Here is a 17529-nt window from a genome sequence, read left to right as displayed (position 1 = left end):
AAACGCTAGAGCACCCAGGCCAGCACCAGCGCCAAACCCCACAGCAGGGCCAGGCTGCGGCGGTAGAGGCTGAGGCCGGCATCGATGTCGGCGGCGGTGGCCTCGGCCCGGCCGTCACCCATCCAGTGGTCGTCCACCCGCACGTCGCCATAAGTGCGGGGGCCCGCCAGGCGCAGGCCCAGGGCGCCCGCCATGGCGGCCTCCGGCCAGCCGGCGTTGGGGCTGCGGTGGTGGCCGGCATCGCGGCGGACGGCGGACAGCGCCGCCTTGGCCTGCCCGGGCCCGCGCGTCCAGGCCGCGCACGTCAGCAGCAAGGCCGTCAGGCGCGAGGCCGGCAGGTTCACCACATCGTCCAGCCGGGCCGCTGCCCAGCCATAGGCCTCATGCCGGGGCGTGCGGTGCCCCACCATGCTGTCGGCGGTGTTGATGGCCTTGTACGCCAGCAATCCCGGCAGTCCCCCCACCGCCAGCCAGAAGGCCGGCGCCACCACCCCGTCGGAGAAATTCTCCGCCAGGCTTTCGATGGCCGCGCGGGCCACGCCGGCCTCATCCAGGCTGGCCGGGTTGCGACCGACGATGTGGGATACCGCCTCCCGCCCGCCCTCCAGCCCGCGCTGGCGCACGGCGCGCGGCACGGCGCCGACGAAACGGTGCAGGCTGCGCTGGGCCAGCAGGGTGCCGGCCACCAGGCCCGTCGCCAGGGTTCCCCAAAGGCCACCCAGGCGCGCCAGCAGGGACTGCAGCAAGACGCCGGCAGCCAGCGCCACCCCCACCAGCACCAGTTCGGCCGCGATGCCGGCCGCCTTGCGCCAAGCCGCCGGCCGTTCCTCCTGGTTCCAGGCGCGGTCCAGCCGGCCGATCAGGGCGCCGATCCACACCACCGGATGCCGGATGCGGGCATACAGGGCGTCGGGATAGCCCAGCAGGGCCTCCAGCGCCAGGGCGGCCAGGGCCAGCCAGGGCAGGCCGGGGTAGAGGGTGGGGAAGACGCTCATGATGTCTGGGGTTTAGCATGATGACGGCCGAAATCCAGATCCGTCATGGCGGTGACCTGACCCAGGCGGCGGCCCTGTTCCCCGATGCGCCCGGGCCCTGGGTCGATCTCAGCACCGGCATCAACCCCTGGCCCTATCCCTTGCCCGCCATCCCGCCCGCGGCCTGGACGGCCCTACCCACGCGCGGTGGCCTGCAGGCGCTGCTGGCGGCGGCGGCCATGGCTTATGGCGCGCCGGCGCCGGACAGCCTGGTGGCGGCACCGGGATCGGAACTGCTGATCCAGACCCTGCCGCGTCTGCGCGCCACCGGGGAGGTTGCCATCGTCGGCCCCACCTATGGCGACCACGCCCGCGCCTGGGCCGCCGCCGGCCATGCCGTGCGCGCCGTGACGGTACCCGGGGATGCGGTGGACGCGGCCGATGTGGTGGTGCTGTGCAATCCCAACAATCCCGATGGCCGCACCTGGGACGCGGAAGCATTGCTGGACTGGGCGGCACGGCTGGCGGCGCGCGGCGGCTGGCTGGTGGTGGACGAGGCCTATGCCGACCTTGATCCCGCCCGCAGCCTCTGTCGCCACGCCGGCGCGCTGGGGCTGGTCATCCTGCGATCCTTCGGCAAGTTCTTCGGCCTGGGCGGCGTGCGTTTGGGTTTCGTCCTGGCGCCGCCGGCGCTGCTGGACGCGGTGCGTCTGGCGTTGGGGTCATGGGCGGTCAGCGGCCCCGCCCTGGCGGTGGGCGCGGTGGCACTGGCGGACCTGGACTGGCAGGCTGCCACCCGGCGCCGGCTGGCGGCGGCGGCGGACGCGCTGGACGGCGTGCTGCGGGCCGGTGGCCTGCGCGTCATCGGCGGCACGGCGCTGTATCGGCTGGGGGATGCCGGTGACGCCGCCGCGCTCTGGCGGCATCTGGCATGTGCCGGGCTGTGGACCCGACCCTTCCCGGAACATGCCGGCTGCCAGGGCTGGCTGCGTCTGGGCCTGGCAGCCGACCGGGGTGTGCTGGACCGGCTGGGGGCGGCGCTGGCGGCGTCCTAATGCCCGAACCCGTACTTGTCCGGCAGGGCGGCCGTCTCCGGCGACTGAACGGGGTTGGGGATGTCGATGCGCTGACGGGTCTCCAGGTGCGCCTCGGGCTGGGCGCCGGCTTTGGCAACGGGGCGTAAGGTTGGGATCAGGCCGTGATGTCGGCCCACCGCGCATTGGCGGCCTTGACCAGGTCAGCGGGGGCCAGTGCCAGTTGCAGGCCCCGGCGGCCGCCGTTCACAATGATTTCAGCCAATGCTTCCGCCGACCGGTCCAGGAAGGTGGGCAGCGTGCGCCGTTGGCCCAGGGGACTGATGCCGCCCACGACATAGCCGCTGCTGCGCTCCGCCACCGCCTGGGGTGCCAGGTCCGACTTCTTGGCCTTGGCCGCCGCCGCCAGCGCCTTCAGGTCCAGGCGCGCCCCGGCCGGGATGATGGCGCAGGCCAGCCCCCCCGGCCCGCCCTCCAACTGGCAGACCAGGGTCTTGTAGACCAGGGCGGGATCCAGCCCCAGCGCTTCCGCCGCGGCCAGGCCGATGGCGGCGGCGTTGGGGTCGTAGTCATATTCCAGCAGGCGATAGGCCACGCCCGCCGCCTCTACCGCGCGCACCGCCGGTGTTCCCTTGGTCGCCATGGTTCCTCATCCCCCTTCGGTCGGGGGCAGCGTATCAAATCCCCGCGCCGTCGATGAAATTGTAAATGTCGAAGGATGCCAGTCCCTTGGCGATATCGGCCACCGCCTTTTGCGCCTGGGGCAGGCGGCCGCCCAGGGTGATGAAGCCGTGCACCATGTCGGGATAGACGGTGTGCAACACGGGCACCCCGCTGCCGGCCAGGCGGGCGGCGTACTCCCGCCCCTCATCCTGCAATACGTCCAGGCCGGCGGTCAGGATGACGGCGGGCGGCAACCCGGCCAGGCTGTCGGCCAGAAGGGGCGACAGGCGCCAGTCATTGCGATCGGCGCCGTTCACGTAGTTATCCACGTACCACAGGTATTGCTCCCGGCTCATGAGATAGCCGTTGGCGCGGCGGTGGTGGGAGGGGCGGTCGGCGTTGAGATCCGTGCAGGGATAGATCAGCACCTGGGTCTTCAGGTGCGGCCCGCCCTCGTCCCGCGCCTTCAGCGCCAGCACGGCGGCCAGGTTGCCGCCGGCGCTGTCACCTGCCACGCCGATGGCCAGCGGGTCGATGGCCAGGCGCTCGGCACTGGCGGCCAGCCAGGTCAGGGCGGCCCAGGCGTCGTCCAGGGCGGCGGGATAGGGATGTTCCGGTGCCAGGCGGTAGTCCACCGCCACCACGGTGTGTCCGGAGGCCGCCGCCACCTGGCGGCACAGGGTGTCATGGCTTTCCAGATTGCCGATGGTCCAGCCGCCGCCATGCAGGAACAGCAGCGCTGGAACCGGCCGCCAGCCGAAATTGGCGCGATAGAGGCGCACCCGCAGGGGCCCGGCCGGCCCGCCAATGATCTGGTCCATGACCGATGCCAGGGCCGGCGGCTCCGGTGCCAGGGGGCGGCGGCTTTCCACATAGCCGGCCCGCAGTGCGTCCAGCGGCACGTCGCGGTACCGGGGCGGCCCAATCTCCCGCAGCAGATCGGCCAGGGCCGGGGGCACGTCATCCGGCACGAAGAAACCGCTATCATCGGGCGGGGTATGGGCGGGGCTGGCGGCCATGGCATCCTCACGAGAATTACCGCGTGAAGCGCAGTATGGCCGCACACATATACTCAAGTCAACGTGTTATATCTGATATACAACACAAAAATATTGTTCTATTCGGCGCGCCCGGCCGCCTGGCCCAGGGCATTCAGGATCAGCAGCCCCAGCAGCCCGCCCACGAACAGGGTAATGCCGGTCCATTCCCAGCCGTGCCAGAAAAAGCCGCCGGCCGTCCCGGCGAGGGTAGAGCCCATATAATAGGCGAACAGGTAGAGGGCGGAGGCCTGGCCCCGGTGTTGGCGGGCGCGCAGGCCGATCCAGCCGGATGCCACCGAATGCACGCCGAAGAAGGCGAAGGTGAACAGGCCCAGGCCCAGCGCCAGCGTGTCCAGCCGCGCGATGTCCATGATGCCCAGGCCCGCCAGCATCAGCACGGCCGACGCGACCAGCACCCGGCCGGGGCCGAAGCGGCTGGACAGCCCGCCGAACAGGGGCGAACTGATGATGCCGAAGACATAAACCAGGAACAGCACGGCCACCGTGGCGGGGGGTGCGTTCAAGGGCGGCGCCTGCAGGCGGAAGCCGACATAGTTGAACACGGTGACGAAGGCCCCCATGGCCAGGAAGCCGGTGGCGAACAGGGCGACCAGTCCGCTGTCCGACAGGTGCAGGCGCCAGGCGGCGGTCAGGCCGCTCCACAGTCCTTTCATCCCTTGGCCCCCTTCGCGCTGGCGGAAATGGCGTGACGGTGGCAGGGCCATGGCCACGGTGAGGGCGGCCAGGATGCCCACCGCGCCCACCAGACCCACCGCCACCCGCCAGCTGGAAATGTCGGTGATCAGCACGGTCAGGATGCGGCCCGCCATGCCGCCCATGGCGGTGCCGCCGATGTACAGGCCCATGGTGAGGCCGGCGGATTTCGGGTTCACCTCTTCCGCCACATAGGCCATGGCGACGGCGGGCAGTCCGCCCAGCGCCAGCCCGGCCAGGGCCCGCAGCACCAGGAACAGGGGCCAGCTGGGCGCCAGTGCGCTGGCCAGGCCCAGGCCGCCGGACAGGGCCAATGATGCCACCATGATGCCCTTACGCCCCGAGCGGTCGGAGATGGCCCCGGCCACCAGCAGGGCCACGGCCAGCGCCGCCGTGGTGACGGACAGCGACAGGCTGGCCCCCGGTGGGCTGATACCATAGGCGCGCACGAAATCCGGCAGCAGCGGCTGCACGCAATAGAGCGTGGCGAAGGTGGAAAATCCCGCCACGAATAGGATGGCCGTCATCCGGCGGTAGGCGGCGGTGCCGACCTCAAGATAGGGCAGGTCTTTACCAATCTGGGTCGCGCGTGCCGCTGGGGCGGTGGCGGTGGGTGTATCGCTGGGCATGCCGGAACCTTCGGGCCAGGGGAACGCGCCGCTTGGCGGCGCCCCTGCCAAGGCCTTGCCGCCACATGCCTTTTTCGCAAGAAGCCGACGCGGCCGGAAGGCCTGTCCCCGCATGGCACCAATCCACCCACCGGGCGACATACTCAAGTAGCGGTCTTCAAATTATACGACCGATAAAATTTTATATATTATGGGTATGCGGGGAATTAATTAATCAAACATGGTAAATGCAAAGTTGATGACAGAATATTTATAAGAAATTCCCCTAATAATATCCAAAAGCATAGATTGCTCAGCTTGCCATGTGAACCAGTTAACCTGAAACAATCCGTCTTGGTCTTGTCTCGGGTGAGTTGGGGTCAAAAATGAAAAACACCATGTGCTTGAAGTCAAAATTGGCGCGTTCGCCGTCCCGGCTTGTACTGATGTTGTTGGGTGTCGCCCTCGCGTCCGGCGCGCAGGCCCAGTCGATGAACTACGGGTCGCTGGAAGATTTGTTCGGCGAGGCGGTGACGACCTCGGCCACCGGCAAGCCGCAGCGCGCCAGCGAGGCGCCGGCCCCCATGACCATCATCAGCGCGGATGAGATCGCCCGCTCCGGCGCCCGCACCATCCCCGACATCCTGAACCGGGTGGCCGGCGTGGACGTGGAGACGTGGGGTGTCAGCGGCGCCGATGTCGGCGTCGACGGCTACAACCAGGGCAACAACCCGCGCCTGCTGGTGCTGGTGAACGGCCGGCAGGTCTATCTGGACCATTACGGCGTCACCATCTGGTCCGCCATCCCGGTGCAACTGGCGGAAATCCGCCAGATCGAGGTGGTGAAGGGCCCGCAGGCCGCGCTGTTCGGCTTCAACGCCGTCTCCGGCGTCGTCAACATCATCACCTACAACCCGCTGTACGACAATGTAGGGTCCGCCCAGGTGACGGTGGGCTCCCAGGGCCAGAAGGAGGTCAGCGTCGTCAAGAGCGTGAAGTTGGGCGACAAGGTCGGTGTGCGCCTGTCCGCCGGCGGCTGGAACATAGACGAATACGGGACATCCTCAGACGCGCTGGTCCGCCATCTGCGGGACAACCAGTCCCTGCGCCGCACGGCGTCTTTGGATAGCCTGGCCCAGATCACACCCAATGTTCAAGCCGGCTTCGAGGGTACCTGGGCTCGTGCCGACCTGTTTGAGGTGGGTGCGCTGCAGGAACCGCACCAGGGCATTTACCAGACCCACTCCTACAAGGGCACGGTCAAGGCCGATACCGATTGGGGCCTGATCGAGGCCACCGCCTACAACAACCATCTGGATTTCAACCTGCACTATGTCACTGGCGGCGCTCCGGGCACCTACGCCACCACCACCGACACCACCGTGGTGCAGGTGCAGGATCTGGTGAAGCTGGCGCCGACCCTGACCACGCGCGTGGCGATGGAGTACCGCGACAACAGCATCGATTCCACGCCGGTCAAGAACGCCACCACGGGCTACCAGGATTTCGCCCTGTCCAACATGTACGACTGGCAGATCGACGACACTTTGTCGCTGACGGTTGCTGGGCGGTGGGACCATACCATGCTGAACCATGACGGGGTCACGCCCGTGCCGTTCACGCAGGCCGACTACGACCGCAGCTTCGACAGCTTCTCATACAATGTCGGCATGGTTTGGCGGCCGACGGCGGATGATACCGTGACGCTGACCGCCGGCCGGGGCATTCAGTCCCCCACGCTGATCGAACTGGGCAACAACGCGCCGAATCAGCCTGTCCCCGGTTCCGTGCAGATCACGGGCAACCCCCGGCTCAACCCGACCGTGGTGACCAATTACGAGGTGGGATACCAGCGGGCGGTGGCGGCGATAGGCGGCACGGCCAAGGTGTCGGTCCTGTATCAGAAGACCCAGGACTTCAAGGCCATCAACTTCCAGAACATCCACTTCATCAACGGTTATCCCACCATCCTCCTGGGTGACAATCTCGGGCGCAGTTCTGAGTGGGGCACCGAGGTCGAGCTGCGCGGCAAGATCGGGCCGGTGCGCTGGAGCGCCTCATGGGATTGGTTGAACCCCACGGATAACTTCACCTTCGTTCCGGGCACGGTTACGGCCAACTTCCAAAAGTCCACGCCCAAGAACACGGTGAAGGGCAACGTCGGCTATGACTTCGGCCGCTTCACCACCGACCTGTTCCTGGTGTGGCGGTCCGACTATCAGGCCTTCAACACCTACGGCGTGACCCGGCTTTACGATGTCAGCCCGGGCCTGACGGCCCAGGCCGCCGTCACCTACAAGGTCAGCGACGATTTCTCCCTGACGCTGGCGGGCAGCAATCTGCTGCAGGACCACACCCAGCTGTCCGTGGCCCCTAAGGCCGAACGGCGTGTCTGGGGCACGGCCACGTACAAGTTCTAAGGGGGGAAGTCCAATGAACAGCATGATCCTCAAGACCGGCGTGCTGGCCGCCGCCCTGTCGGTGTCCGGCCTGGCCGGTGCGGCGGAGATGGATGCCAAGCAGGTGACCATCGCCGCCAAGGCCCTCGGCTTCCTGACCACCAAGGCCCCCGCCGGCGCCAAGGTGGTGGTGACCGCCGGCGCCGCCCCCGTGGCGGCGGTGCAGGCGGCCCTGCCGGGTGCCGCCGTCGCCGCCGGTGACGCCGCTCCCGGCGCCTACGCCGTGTTCGTGTCTTCCGCCGCTGAGGGTAAGAAGGCCTTGGCCAAGGGCACCGTCACCGTGGGCAACGACGTCGCCTGCGTCGATGCCGGCGGCTGCGTCATCGCCGTCGAGACGGCGCCGAAGGTCACCATCTACGTCAGCAAGGCGGCGGCAAGCGCCGCCGGCGTCGAGTTCGACCCCAACTTCAAGATGATGGTCACCGAAAAATAAGGACCCAGGGCAGGGCCCCGGGATGGCGGGGTGGGCGGCTGGGTTGGGCCGTCCATCCCGCCGTCGTCCCCGGGAACCATGTCCACAGGAATTCAAGCCACAGGAATTGAAGACGACGGGTGCAAGCCCGGCCCAGGACTGGTGGCCAAGATTGGTGAAAGGATGAAGGTGATGCGGTTCGATGATCTTCCCATGGCGTTGAAGCTGTTCGCGGCCCCCGCCATCGGCCTGGTGGCCCTGGTGGCGATGGCCGTCGCGTCCCACCAGGTGGTGGGCGGCATCACCGCCACCGCCAAGGATGTGGGCGAGGTCCGTTTCGAGGCCACCGCCGAATTGCTGAGCGCATCCAGCGAGCTGAACGGCGCCACCAAGGATCTCTATTACGCCCTGGCCGCCGCCACCGCCGGCGGCGACACCAAGGCCTCCGTCGCCCTGCTGGACGGCGTGGTCCAGCGCATGGGCAAAGCCAAGGACGCCGTGTTGCGGGCGCAGGCACGCCTGCCGGATGGCAAGGCGAAGACGGACTTGGCGACGATGGGTCAGGACATCGACAAGCTGGGCCAGCCGGTGGGGTTTGTGAAGGACATGCTGGGCATCGACGCCCAGTCGGCCGTCTCTTTCCTGGAGCCGCTGCGCGCCAGCCTGCAAGGCGTGCAGGACCGCCTGAACGCGACCGCGAGCGAAGAGCGCACGACGGCCGCCACCGCCATCAAGAATATGGAAGCCAGCGCCGCGTCCACCCAGACCACCTCGGGCATCGTCGTGCTGCTGGTGGCGTTGGGTGTGGCGGCCATCACCTTCGTTATTGTGCGGGCGCTGAAGGGGTCCATCGACCGCATCTCCGGTGTCACCGAGGCCCTGGCCGCCGGCGACACCGCCGTGAACATCGAGGCGCTGGCCCGCAAGGATGAGCTGGGCGCCATCGTCGGCGCGCTGGCCGTCTTCCGCGCCAACTTGGCCGACCGCGACCGCCTGACCCGGGAACAGGCCGAGGCCGAGAAGCGGGCGGAAGCGGAGAAGCGCCAGGCCTCGTTGCGCATTGCCGACAGCCTGGAAAGCTCCGTCCACAGCCTGGTGGAACGCCTGAACGCCGCCGTGCAGCAACTGGCCGGCAACGCCCGGGGCCTCAGCGACCAGGCCCAGGTGGGGCAGGAACGGACCAGCGTGGTCGACCGCGCCGTGACCGAGGCCAACGGCAACGTTCAGGCCGTGGCCAGCGCCGCCGAGGAACTGTCCGTCTCCTTCGGGGAGATCAGCGGCCAGGTCACCCGTGCGGCCACCATGGCCACCAACGCCCGTGTCCGGGTGGAGGAAAGCACCCAGCAGATGGAACGGCTGCAGAACCAGGGCGACCGCATCGGCTCCGTCGTGCGCCTGATCAGCGAGATCGCCAGCCAGACCAACCTGCTGGCGCTGAACGCCACCATCGAGGCGGCGCGGGCGGGTGAAGCCGGCAAGGGCTTCGCCGTCGTGGCCAGCGAGGTCAAGAGCCTGGCGACCCAGACTGCGAAAGCCACCGAGGAGATCGGCGGCCAGATCACCAGCATGCAGGGTGCCACCCGCGAGGCGGTCGCCGCCATCGCCGCCATCCAGCAGACGGTGAACGAGATCACCACCATCTCCTCCGCCATCGCCGCCGCCGTGGAACAGCAGGAGGCCGCGACCCGCGAGATCGCCCGCAACGTCCAGATGGCGTCCCAGGGCACGGCCGTGGTGGCGGAGAACGTGGCCGGCCTGCAGGCCATCGCCGACAGCACCCACCGCTCCAGTGACGACGTCCTGTCCTCCTCCCAGGTGCTGGGGTCCGAGACGTCGGCGCTGAGCGCCAGCGTGTCGAAGGCCATCGCCTCGCTACGTGCCGCCTAAGGGGCGCGCCGCGTAAAGCGTGAGTGTCCGCCGGCGCAATTCGCTAGCGGGCGACCGGTAACGCCCTGTATTCCTGGATATCCCCGTCACCGGGGATCCTGGAATCACAGGGCGGAACCATGTGCGGCATCGCGGGGCTTTGGGTATTCGGCGGGGCGGACGGCACCCGGTTGGCGCGCCAGGCGGGCGTCATGATCGACCGCTTGGCTCATCGCGGGCCGGATGACCGGGGCGTCTGGCAGGATGATTCCGCGGGCGTGGCCCTGGCCAACCGCCGCCTGGCCATCATCGACCTGTCCCCCCTGGGCCACCAGCCCATGACGTCGGCCGACGGCCGCGTCACCGTCGCCTTCAATGGCGAAATCTACAACTACCAGGACCTGCGCCAGCAGCTGGTGGGGGAGGGCGTGGTCTTCCGCGGCCAATCCGACACCGAGGTGCTGGTGGAAGCCATCGCGCGCTGGGGTGCCGCCCGCGCGCTGGCCGCCTGCAACGGCATGTTCGGCCTGGCCATCTGGCTGGCGGATGAGCGCCGGCTGCTGCTGGTGCGCGACCGGTTGGGGGAAAAGCCGCTCTACTGGTCGCTCAGCAATGGCGTGCTGCTGTTTGCGTCCGAGCTCAAAGCCATCCGGGCGGAGCTGGGCTATCGCGTCGTGCCGGATGAGGCGGCGCTGGCCGACTATTTCCGCCACGGCTTTATCCCGGCGCCGCGCACGGCCTTCACCGGCATCCACCAACTGCCGCCGGGCACCTGCATGACGGTGTCGGCCGACGGCAGTGCCGAGACGCGGGCCTACTGGTCGGTCGCGGACGCCGCCCGCCGCGCCCTGGCCGCCCCGCTGACGCTGGAGGATCCCGAGATCCTGCGTCTGACCGGCGACCTGCTGACCGACGCGGTCCGCCGGCGCATGGTGTCGGACGTGCCGCTGGGCGTCTTCCTCTCCGGCGGCATCGACAGCGCCCTGGTGGCGGCCCTGATGCAGGGGCAGAGCGCCACCCCCATCCGCAGCTTCACCATTGGCTTCGACCAGGCGGAATTCGACGAGTCCGCCGCGGCCGAGGCAACGGCCAGGGCCCTAGGCACCGACCACACCACCCTGCGGGTGGGCGCCGGGGACGTGGTGGACCTGGTGCCCCACCTGGCCGGCATGTATGACGAGCCTTTCGCCGACATCTCCGCCATTCCCACGGCCTTGCTGTGCCGTCTGGCGCGCCGCCACGTGACGGTGGCCCTGTCCGGTGATGGCGGGGATGAGGCCTTCGGCGGCTATTCCCGCCACCTGTGGGCGGGGTCCATCGACCGGTGGCGGCGGCGGCCGGCTTGGCTGCGCCATGGCCTGGCCCGTCTGGATGCCGCCGTGCCCGACGCCTGGATCGACGGCGCCGTCCATCTGCTGAGGCCCCACTTGCGCCAGCCGTCGGACAAGGTGGGCAAATTCCTGGGCGCCGTGGCGGCGGCGGACGAGGATCAGGCTTACATCGCCATGCTGGGCATGAAGGCCGACGCCATCCTGCGCCCAGGCCTGGCGCTGGAGACGGCCGCCCCCGTGGCGTTGGCGCCCGTCACGCCCCTGGGGGGCGCCGACCCCGCCCTGCGCCTGCAGCTGCGCGACCTTGCCCGCTATCTGCCGGACGGTGTTTTGGTCAAGGTGGACCGCGCCAGCATGGCCGCCGGCCTGGAGGCGCGGGCCCCCCTGCTGGACCCGCGCGTGGTGGAATGGGGCCTGCGTCTGCCGCTACACCAGCGCCTGCGCGATGGACGGGGCAAATGGATGCTGCGCCGGATGCTGGCCGATCGTCTTCCGCCGGGTGTCGTCACCGCACCGAAGACCGGCTTCGGGGCCCCGTTGGGTGCCTGGCTGCGCGGCCCCCTGCGCGACTGGGCGTCCAGCCTGCTCGATGGCGCCACCGACGACGCCCTGATCCAGGCGCCGGTGGCCGCCGCCCTGTGGCGGCAGCATCTTTCCGGCCGCCACGACCATGCGGGGCGCCTCTGGACCGTGCTGTCATATCTGTCGTGGAAAGCCACGGTGGCCCACGCCGACTGAATGGCCCGCCCGCCCTCACCCCCTGTAAACAAGAATGGCCCTGCAACAAGAATGGCCCTGCAACAAGAATGGAAAGAACGTCATGACCCATAGCGTGAAGATCACGGCCGTCCTCATCGCCCGGCCGGGCAAGCTGGACGAGTTGAAGGCCCTGCTGGCCGGCATGGTGGCGCCCTCGCGGGCCGAGCCGGGCAACCTGCGCTGGGACATTTGGCAGGACCAGGCCGACGCCAACCGCTTCGTGCTGGATGAGCTGTATGTGGACAATGACGCCATCGCCGCCCACCGCGCGACGGCCCACTTCCAGAACTATCTGTCCAGGATCAACGACGTGGCCGAGCGCACGTCCATGGTGCTGAACCCGGTCGAGGTCGCCTGATGACGCCGGGCTCAGCCCGGCCGGCCGGCTGGACGGTTCAGCCCGCCTGACTGGCGGCCGTATACTCCTTGAACCACGCGACGAACCGTGCCACGCCCTCTTCCACCGGCGTGGCGGGGGCATAGCCGATGTCGCGGGCCAGGTCGTCGATGTCCGCCCAGGTGGCGGGCACGTCGCCGGGCTGGATGGGCAACAGGCGGATGTCCGCCGTCATACCCAGCTTTTCCTCCAGCAGGCGGACATAGCGCATCAACTCCACCGGGCGGTCGCTGCCGACGTTGTACAGGCGATAGGGGGCGACGCCGCTGCTGGCGGGATCGGGGTGGGCGCCGGTCCAGGCCGCGTCGATGGCCGGCGGGCGGTCCAGCAGGGCCAGGATGGCCGACACCACGTCGTCGATGTAGGTGAAGTCGCGCTGCATGCGCCCCTCGCCGTAAACCTCGATGGGCCGGCCCTCGACGATGGCCTGCGCGAACTTGTACAGCGCCATGTCCGGGCGGCCCCAGGGGCCATAGACGGTGAAAAGCCGCAGGCCGGTCACGGGTATGCGGAACAGGTGGCTGTAGGAATGGGCCATCAGCTCATTGGCGCGCTTGGTGGCGGCGTAGAGCGTCATGGGGTGGTCAGCCCCCCCGTGCGGGCTGAAGGGCATGGCGGTGCTGGCGCCATAGACCGAGCTGGTGGAGGCGTAGATCAGGTGGGCGCAGGCGACCGCCCGGCACCCTTCCAGCACATTGACGAAACCCACCAGGTTGCTGTCCACGTAGGCGGCCGGATGCTCCAGGCTATACCGCACGCCGGCTTGGGCCGCCAGGTGCACCACCCGGCCGAAGCGGTGGGTGTGGAACAGGTCCGCCACGGCGGCGCGGTCCGCCAGGTCGATGCGCGCCTCAGTGAAGCCGGGGAAGGGGCGCAGGCGGGCCAGCCGCGCCTCCTTCAAGGCCACGTCGTAGTAGGGAGTCATGTTGTCCAGCCCCACCACCGCCACGCCCCGTCGCAGCAAGGCCAGCGCCACGTGGTTGCCGATGAACCCGGCGCTGCCGGTGACCAGGACGGGGGACATCGTGAGGGGATTTCCTGGGGCCAAGATCTTGGAAGCGTTCGCGGACGGCCTTGCCTACCACGTCCGGGTGCATAGTGCGACAGTCGCTTGATGCCGCATCCCAAGGGTTAGGTCGGAACCGGCACGGACTTTGCGTTAATGGCATGTGTACAAAGGTCACAGGTGCCGCCATGGAAGACATCACCTACTACGACGCCGAGGAAATCCGCCGCAAACTGGAGCGCGCGGCCGATGAACTGGACGCCGCCGGCGATCCCATTTTGGCTCGCAGATTGCGAGAAATTGTCGATTTGGATCGCGCCGGCGATGGCGTGCCGGCCGTGCGACTGCGCGACAACGGCCGTGCCCGGGGCTGGACGCCGGTCGTGTTGACCGGCGGCGCCTCCCCCAGGAAGTAAGGCCCCAGGGGGCGGCGGGTCAGCTGGCGAGCGGCGTGCGCTCCAGCACCGCGCGGCGGATGGCCACGGCCACCTCGTGCAGGGCTTGATCCTGGTCGGGCCACAGCGTGACCGGCCGGCCATCGCGCGGCACCGCCAGCAGGTGGCGCAGCGGCGTGGACAGCCAGTCGCAGGCCCGCAGGATGACGGGTATCACGCGCGCGCGCCCCGTCCGGTGGCGGTCCACCGCGTGCTGCATCTCCCCGTCATGGCAGGCGGAGGACGCCAGGAAATCCGGACTGACCAGCAGCAACACCACGTCGGCCTCGGCCAGGGCCGCGCCGATGCCGTCCTCCAGCGCGTCGCCGGCCAGCAGGCGCCGGTCGTGCCAGAGGGCCACGCCCTGGCGCTTCAGGGGCGCCAGATGCACCTCCAGCCGGTCGCGCAAGGCTTCGTCGATGTGGGAATAGGACATGAACACGCGCACCACGGCAGGCCTCCGCCGATACCAGAACCAAGGATTTTCAGGGCGCTGGCGCATGCGGTCCCACCGCGACGGGGCCGCCGGCCAGCGCGGCGCGCCGTTCCCCCACCCCGATACTGTTCCGCTTTTGTTCTTGTGTCAACGCGGGCGGCCCGGTGCAAAAGGGGGCTCACCTTTGGCCAGGGCCGCCCGTGCCTCCAAAAGAAAACGGCCGGGGAGCGACCCCGGCCGTTTCCATACTCAGCACCGCTGAAGCGCCGTCAGGCGACCTCGGCGATCTCGCGCAGGCGGCGTGAACTGGCGGCCGCCTTGTGGTCCTTGGCCAGCAGGGTATAGACCGCCGGCAGGACGAACAGGGTGAACAGCGTGCCGATGGACATGCCGGTCACCACCACCAGACCGATGGAGAAGCGGCTGGCGGCACCGGCGCCCGACGCGATCAGCAGCGGCAGCAGGCCCACCACCATGGCGGCGGTGGTCATCAGGATGGGGCGCAGGCGCACGCGGGCGGCGTGCAGAATGGCCTCCCGGCGGCCCAGCCCTTCCTTCACCTGCATCTCGTTGGCGAATTCCACCAGCAGGATGCCGTGCTTGGAGATCAGGCCGATCAGCGTCACCAGGCCCACCTGGGTGTAGATGTTGATCGAGGTGATGCCGATGAACAGCGGGATCAGCGCGCCGCAGATGGACATGGGCACGCTGACCATGATGACCAGCGGGTCGCGCAGGCTTTCGAACTGCGCCGCCAGCACCAGGAAGATGACGATCAGCGCGAAGCCGAAAGTCATGGCCAACTGGTTGCCTTCCTCGACGAACTGCCGGGTCTGGCTGAGATAGCTGTGGCTGTAGCCGGCCGGCAGCTGCTTCACCTGGTCTTCCAGGAAGGCCACCGCCTCGCCCATGGACACGCCCGGCATGGGCACGGCCTGGAAGGTGGCGGAGTTCATCTGGTTGTAGTGGGTCAGCGCGTTGGGATCCGTGCCCTCTTCCAGGCGCAGGAAGGTGGACAGCGGCACCTGGTCGCCGGTGACGGAGGTGACGTAGAAGCGCGTCAGCTTGTCCGGCGTCAGGCGGTCGATGCGCGGCACCTGGGGGATGACCTCGTACGACCGGCCCTGCAGGTTGAAGCGGTTGACGTAGTTCTCACCCACCATCAGGGCCAGGGTATCGCCGATGCTGGCCATGGTGACGCCCATCTCGTTGGCCTTGGACCGGTCGATGTGGATGCGCACCACGGGGGTGTTGTAGTCCAGGTCGCTGTCCACGATCAGGAACTTGTGGCTGGCGTTGGCGGCGGCCTTGATCTTCTCCATCGCCTCATAGATGGCGGGGAAGCCCTGGGTCCCGTTCAGCACCATCTGCACCGGCAGGCCGCCGGTGGTGCCGGGCAGGGGCGGCAGGTTGAACACCAGCGCCTTTTCGCCCGGAACTTGGTTGAACGCCGCCTGCAGCGCCGCCAGCGACTGCTGGATGGGCCGGTCGCGCTCCCCCCATGGCTTCAGCAACACGCCCGCGATGCCCTGGCTGGTGCCGGAGGTGCCGCTGATCAGGAAGCGCTCCCGCCCCTCGGGCAGGGTGCCGCCGGCGGCGTCCAGCTGCTGGGCATAATGCTGGGTATAGTCGATGTTGGCGTACTGCGGGCCCTTGAACAGGCTGAACAGGATGCCCTGGTCCTCTTCCGGGGCCAGTTCCGCCCGGCCGTGCAGGTACAGGTAGGGGATGCTGGCCAGCACGACCACGGCGAATACCAGGACGACCGGACGATAGTCCAGTGCGCGGGTCAGCCGCCGCTCATAGAAGTTGGCCAGGCCGTTGAAGGTGCGGTCGATGAAGCGGGAGAAGGCGGTGTGGTCGCCGCCCTTGGGCAGCAGCACCGACGCCATCATGGGCGACAGCGTCAGAGCCACCACGCCCGAGATGATGACCGAGCCGGCCAGGGTGAAGGCGAACTCACGGAACAGGGCGCCGGTGACGCCGCCCAGCAGGCCGATGGGGGCGTAGACCGCCGCCAGCGTGATGGTCATGGCGATGACGGGGCCGGCGATCTCGCGGGCACCCACCAGGGCCGCCTGCACCGGCGTCTTGCCTTCCTCCAGGTGGCGGTAGACGTTCTCCACCACCACGATGGCGTCGTCGACCACCAGGCCGATGGCCAGCACCATGGCCAGCAGGGTCAGCAGGTTCAGGCTGAACCCCGCCGCCAGCATCAGGGTGAAGGCGCCGATCAGCGACAGCGGGATGGTGATCACGGGGATCAGCACCGACCGCAGGGATCCGAGGAACAGGAAGATGACGACGATGACGATGCCGATGGCCTCGATCAGCGTGTGCTCCACTTCGCTGATCGAGGCGTTGATGAAGTTGGTGGCGTCATAGGCCACCTTCATCTCGATGGCGGGCGGCAGGTTGCGCTGAATCTCCGGCAGGATCTTCTCACGCACGTTCTGCACCATCTGCAGCGGGTTGCCCGTGGGCGTCACCTGCACGCCGATGAACACGGCGTTCAGGCCGCTGAACATGACGGCGCTGTTGGTGTTCTGGGCGCCCAGCGAGATGGAGGCGACGTCCTCCAGCCGTACCACCGCCCCGCCCGACGCCTTCACCACCATGCGGCGGAAATCATCCACGCTGGTCAGGTCGGTGTCGGCGGTGACGTTGGACACGGTGAACAGGCCCTTCACCTGGCCCGGGGCGGACTGCACGTTGTTGTTGCGCAGGGCGTTGGCCACGTCATCGGCGGAAACGCCGCGCGCCGCCATGCGGGCCGGGTCCAGCCACAGGCGCATGGCGAAGGTCTGGCCGCCCAGGATGTCGGCCGAGGCGACGCCGTCGACTGTGGCGATCAGCGGCTGCACCACGCGGGTGAGATAGTCGGAGATGGCCGAGCCCGGCAGCTCCTTGGATGCGAAGCTCAGGTACATCACCGCCGTGGTGTCGCCCGTCGACTTGGTGATGACCGGGTCGTTCGCCTCTTTCGGGATCAGGTACTTGACCTGCTGCACCTTGGCGATGACGTCGGTCATGGCTTGGCTGGGGTCGTAGTTCAGCTTGACGTAGACCGTGACCGTGCTTTGCCCCTGGACGGAGTTGCTGGTCATGTAGTCGATGCCATCGGCGCTGGCCACCGCCTGCTCGATGGGGGTGGTGATGAACCCCTGCATCAGGTCGGCCGTGGCGCCGGGATAGACGGTGGTGATGCTGATGGTGGTGGACGACAGCTTGGGATACTGCCGGATGGGCAGGGTCGACAACGACCGCAGGCCCAGCAGCAGGATCAGCAGGCTGACCACCAGCGCCAGCACCGGCCGTTTGATGAATAGATCGGTGAATTTCATGGTCGGGGTGTCCCCTGGGACCGGCCGCGCGCCGCTATGGGCGCGGCCGGTC

At 68.5% G+C, this 17529-nt stretch carries 14 protein-coding genes; 7 read left to right on the top strand and 7 right to left on the bottom strand.

Features of this window, described 5'->3' with window-relative positions:
* Window positions 1–5 precede the first annotated feature (5 nt).
* Window positions 6–995, bottom strand: a complete 990-nt coding sequence (gene cbiB, locus Y958_RS27800) for an adenosylcobinamide-phosphate synthase CbiB (RefSeq protein ID WP_088875067.1) — start codon at window positions 993–995, stop codon at window positions 6–8.
* A gap of 17 nt (window positions 996–1012) precedes the next feature.
* Here cbiB and cobD point away from each other — a divergent pair, with 17 nt between their 5' ends.
* A complete protein-coding gene (gene cobD / locus Y958_RS27795; protein WP_088875066.1) occupies window positions 1013–2029 on the top strand; it encodes a threonine-phosphate decarboxylase CobD in 1017 nt (338 codons plus the stop codon).
* Between the two features lie 136 nt (window positions 2030–2165).
* Here cobD and ybaK read toward each other — a convergent pair whose 3' ends face one another.
* From ybaK to Y958_RS27780, 3 genes are all read right to left on the bottom strand, one after another.
* On the bottom strand, window positions 2166–2651 hold the full coding sequence (gene ybaK, locus Y958_RS27790; protein WP_040844248.1) for a Cys-tRNA(Pro) deacylase: 486 nt from the start codon (window positions 2649–2651) through the stop codon (window positions 2166–2168).
* Between the two features lie 34 nt (window positions 2652–2685).
* On the bottom strand, window positions 2686–3690 hold the full coding sequence (locus Y958_RS27785; protein WP_088875065.1) for an alpha/beta hydrolase: 1005 nt from the start codon (window positions 3688–3690) through the stop codon (window positions 2686–2688).
* 98 nt (window positions 3691–3788) lie between these two features.
* Entirely contained in the window at window positions 3789–5054 is a 1266-nt protein-coding gene (locus Y958_RS27780) for an MFS transporter (protein ID WP_088875064.1), read from the bottom strand.
* A gap of 425 nt (window positions 5055–5479) precedes the next feature.
* Here Y958_RS27780 and Y958_RS27775 point away from each other — a divergent pair, with 425 nt between their 5' ends.
* The 5 genes from Y958_RS27775 to Y958_RS27755 all read left to right on the top strand — a co-directional run bounded on the left by Y958_RS27775 (window position 5480) and on the right by Y958_RS27755 (window position 12218).
* Complete coding sequence (locus Y958_RS27775) at window positions 5480–7453, top strand: TonB-dependent receptor plug domain-containing protein (protein WP_244909634.1); 1974 nt, start codon at window positions 5480–5482, stop codon at window positions 7451–7453.
* Window positions 7454–7466: 13 nt separating this feature from the next.
* A complete protein-coding gene (locus tag Y958_RS27770; RefSeq protein WP_088875062.1) occupies window positions 7467–7925 on the top strand; it encodes a hypothetical protein in 459 nt (152 codons plus the stop codon).
* Window positions 7926–8096: 171 nt separating this feature from the next.
* Window positions 8097–9791 carry a methyl-accepting chemotaxis protein gene (locus Y958_RS27765; RefSeq protein WP_186291537.1) on the top strand — a complete coding sequence of 565 codons (1695 nt, stop codon included), beginning with the start codon at window positions 8097–8099 and terminating at the stop codon, window positions 9789–9791.
* A gap of 119 nt (window positions 9792–9910) precedes the next feature.
* Complete coding sequence (asnB, locus tag Y958_RS27760; RefSeq protein WP_088875060.1) at window positions 9911–11839, top strand: asparagine synthase (glutamine-hydrolyzing); 1929 nt, start codon at window positions 9911–9913, stop codon at window positions 11837–11839.
* An 82-nt stretch (window positions 11840–11921) separates the two neighbouring features.
* Window positions 11922–12218, top strand: coding sequence for a putative quinol monooxygenase (locus Y958_RS27755; RefSeq protein ID WP_040843620.1), 297 nt, complete (start codon window positions 11922–11924; stop codon window positions 12216–12218).
* A gap of 37 nt (window positions 12219–12255) precedes the next feature.
* Here Y958_RS27755 and Y958_RS27750 read toward each other — a convergent pair whose 3' ends face one another.
* A complete protein-coding gene (locus tag Y958_RS27750) occupies window positions 12256–13281 on the bottom strand; it encodes an NAD-dependent epimerase (protein WP_088875059.1) in 1026 nt (341 codons plus the stop codon).
* 170 nt (window positions 13282–13451) lie between these two features.
* Here Y958_RS27750 and Y958_RS27745 point away from each other — a divergent pair, with 170 nt between their 5' ends.
* A complete protein-coding gene (locus Y958_RS27745) occupies window positions 13452–13679 on the top strand; it encodes a hypothetical protein (protein ID WP_040843621.1) in 228 nt (75 codons plus the stop codon).
* 19 nt (window positions 13680–13698) lie between these two features.
* Here the strand turns inward: Y958_RS27745 and Y958_RS27740 are convergent, their stop codons facing one another.
* Both Y958_RS27740 and Y958_RS27735 read right to left on the bottom strand, forming a co-directional pair.
* On the bottom strand, window positions 13699–14148 hold the full coding sequence (locus Y958_RS27740; RefSeq protein ID WP_186291536.1) for a toll/interleukin-1 receptor domain-containing protein: 450 nt from the start codon (window positions 14146–14148) through the stop codon (window positions 13699–13701).
* 254 nt (window positions 14149–14402) lie between these two features.
* Window positions 14403–17477, bottom strand: a complete 3075-nt coding sequence (locus Y958_RS27735; RefSeq protein ID WP_004273730.1) for a multidrug efflux RND transporter permease subunit — start codon at window positions 17475–17477, stop codon at window positions 14403–14405.
* Between the last annotated feature and the right edge of the window lie 52 nt (window positions 17478–17529).

The organism is Nitrospirillum viridazoti CBAmc (assembly GCF_000730165.1).
In the GTDB taxonomy this organism is placed as follows: Bacteria; Pseudomonadota; Alphaproteobacteria; order Azospirillales; family Azospirillaceae; genus Nitrospirillum; species Nitrospirillum viridazoti.
The sequence above is the reverse complement of the archived record's forward strand: the minus strand, read 5'-3'. Positions and strand labels throughout refer to the sequence as shown.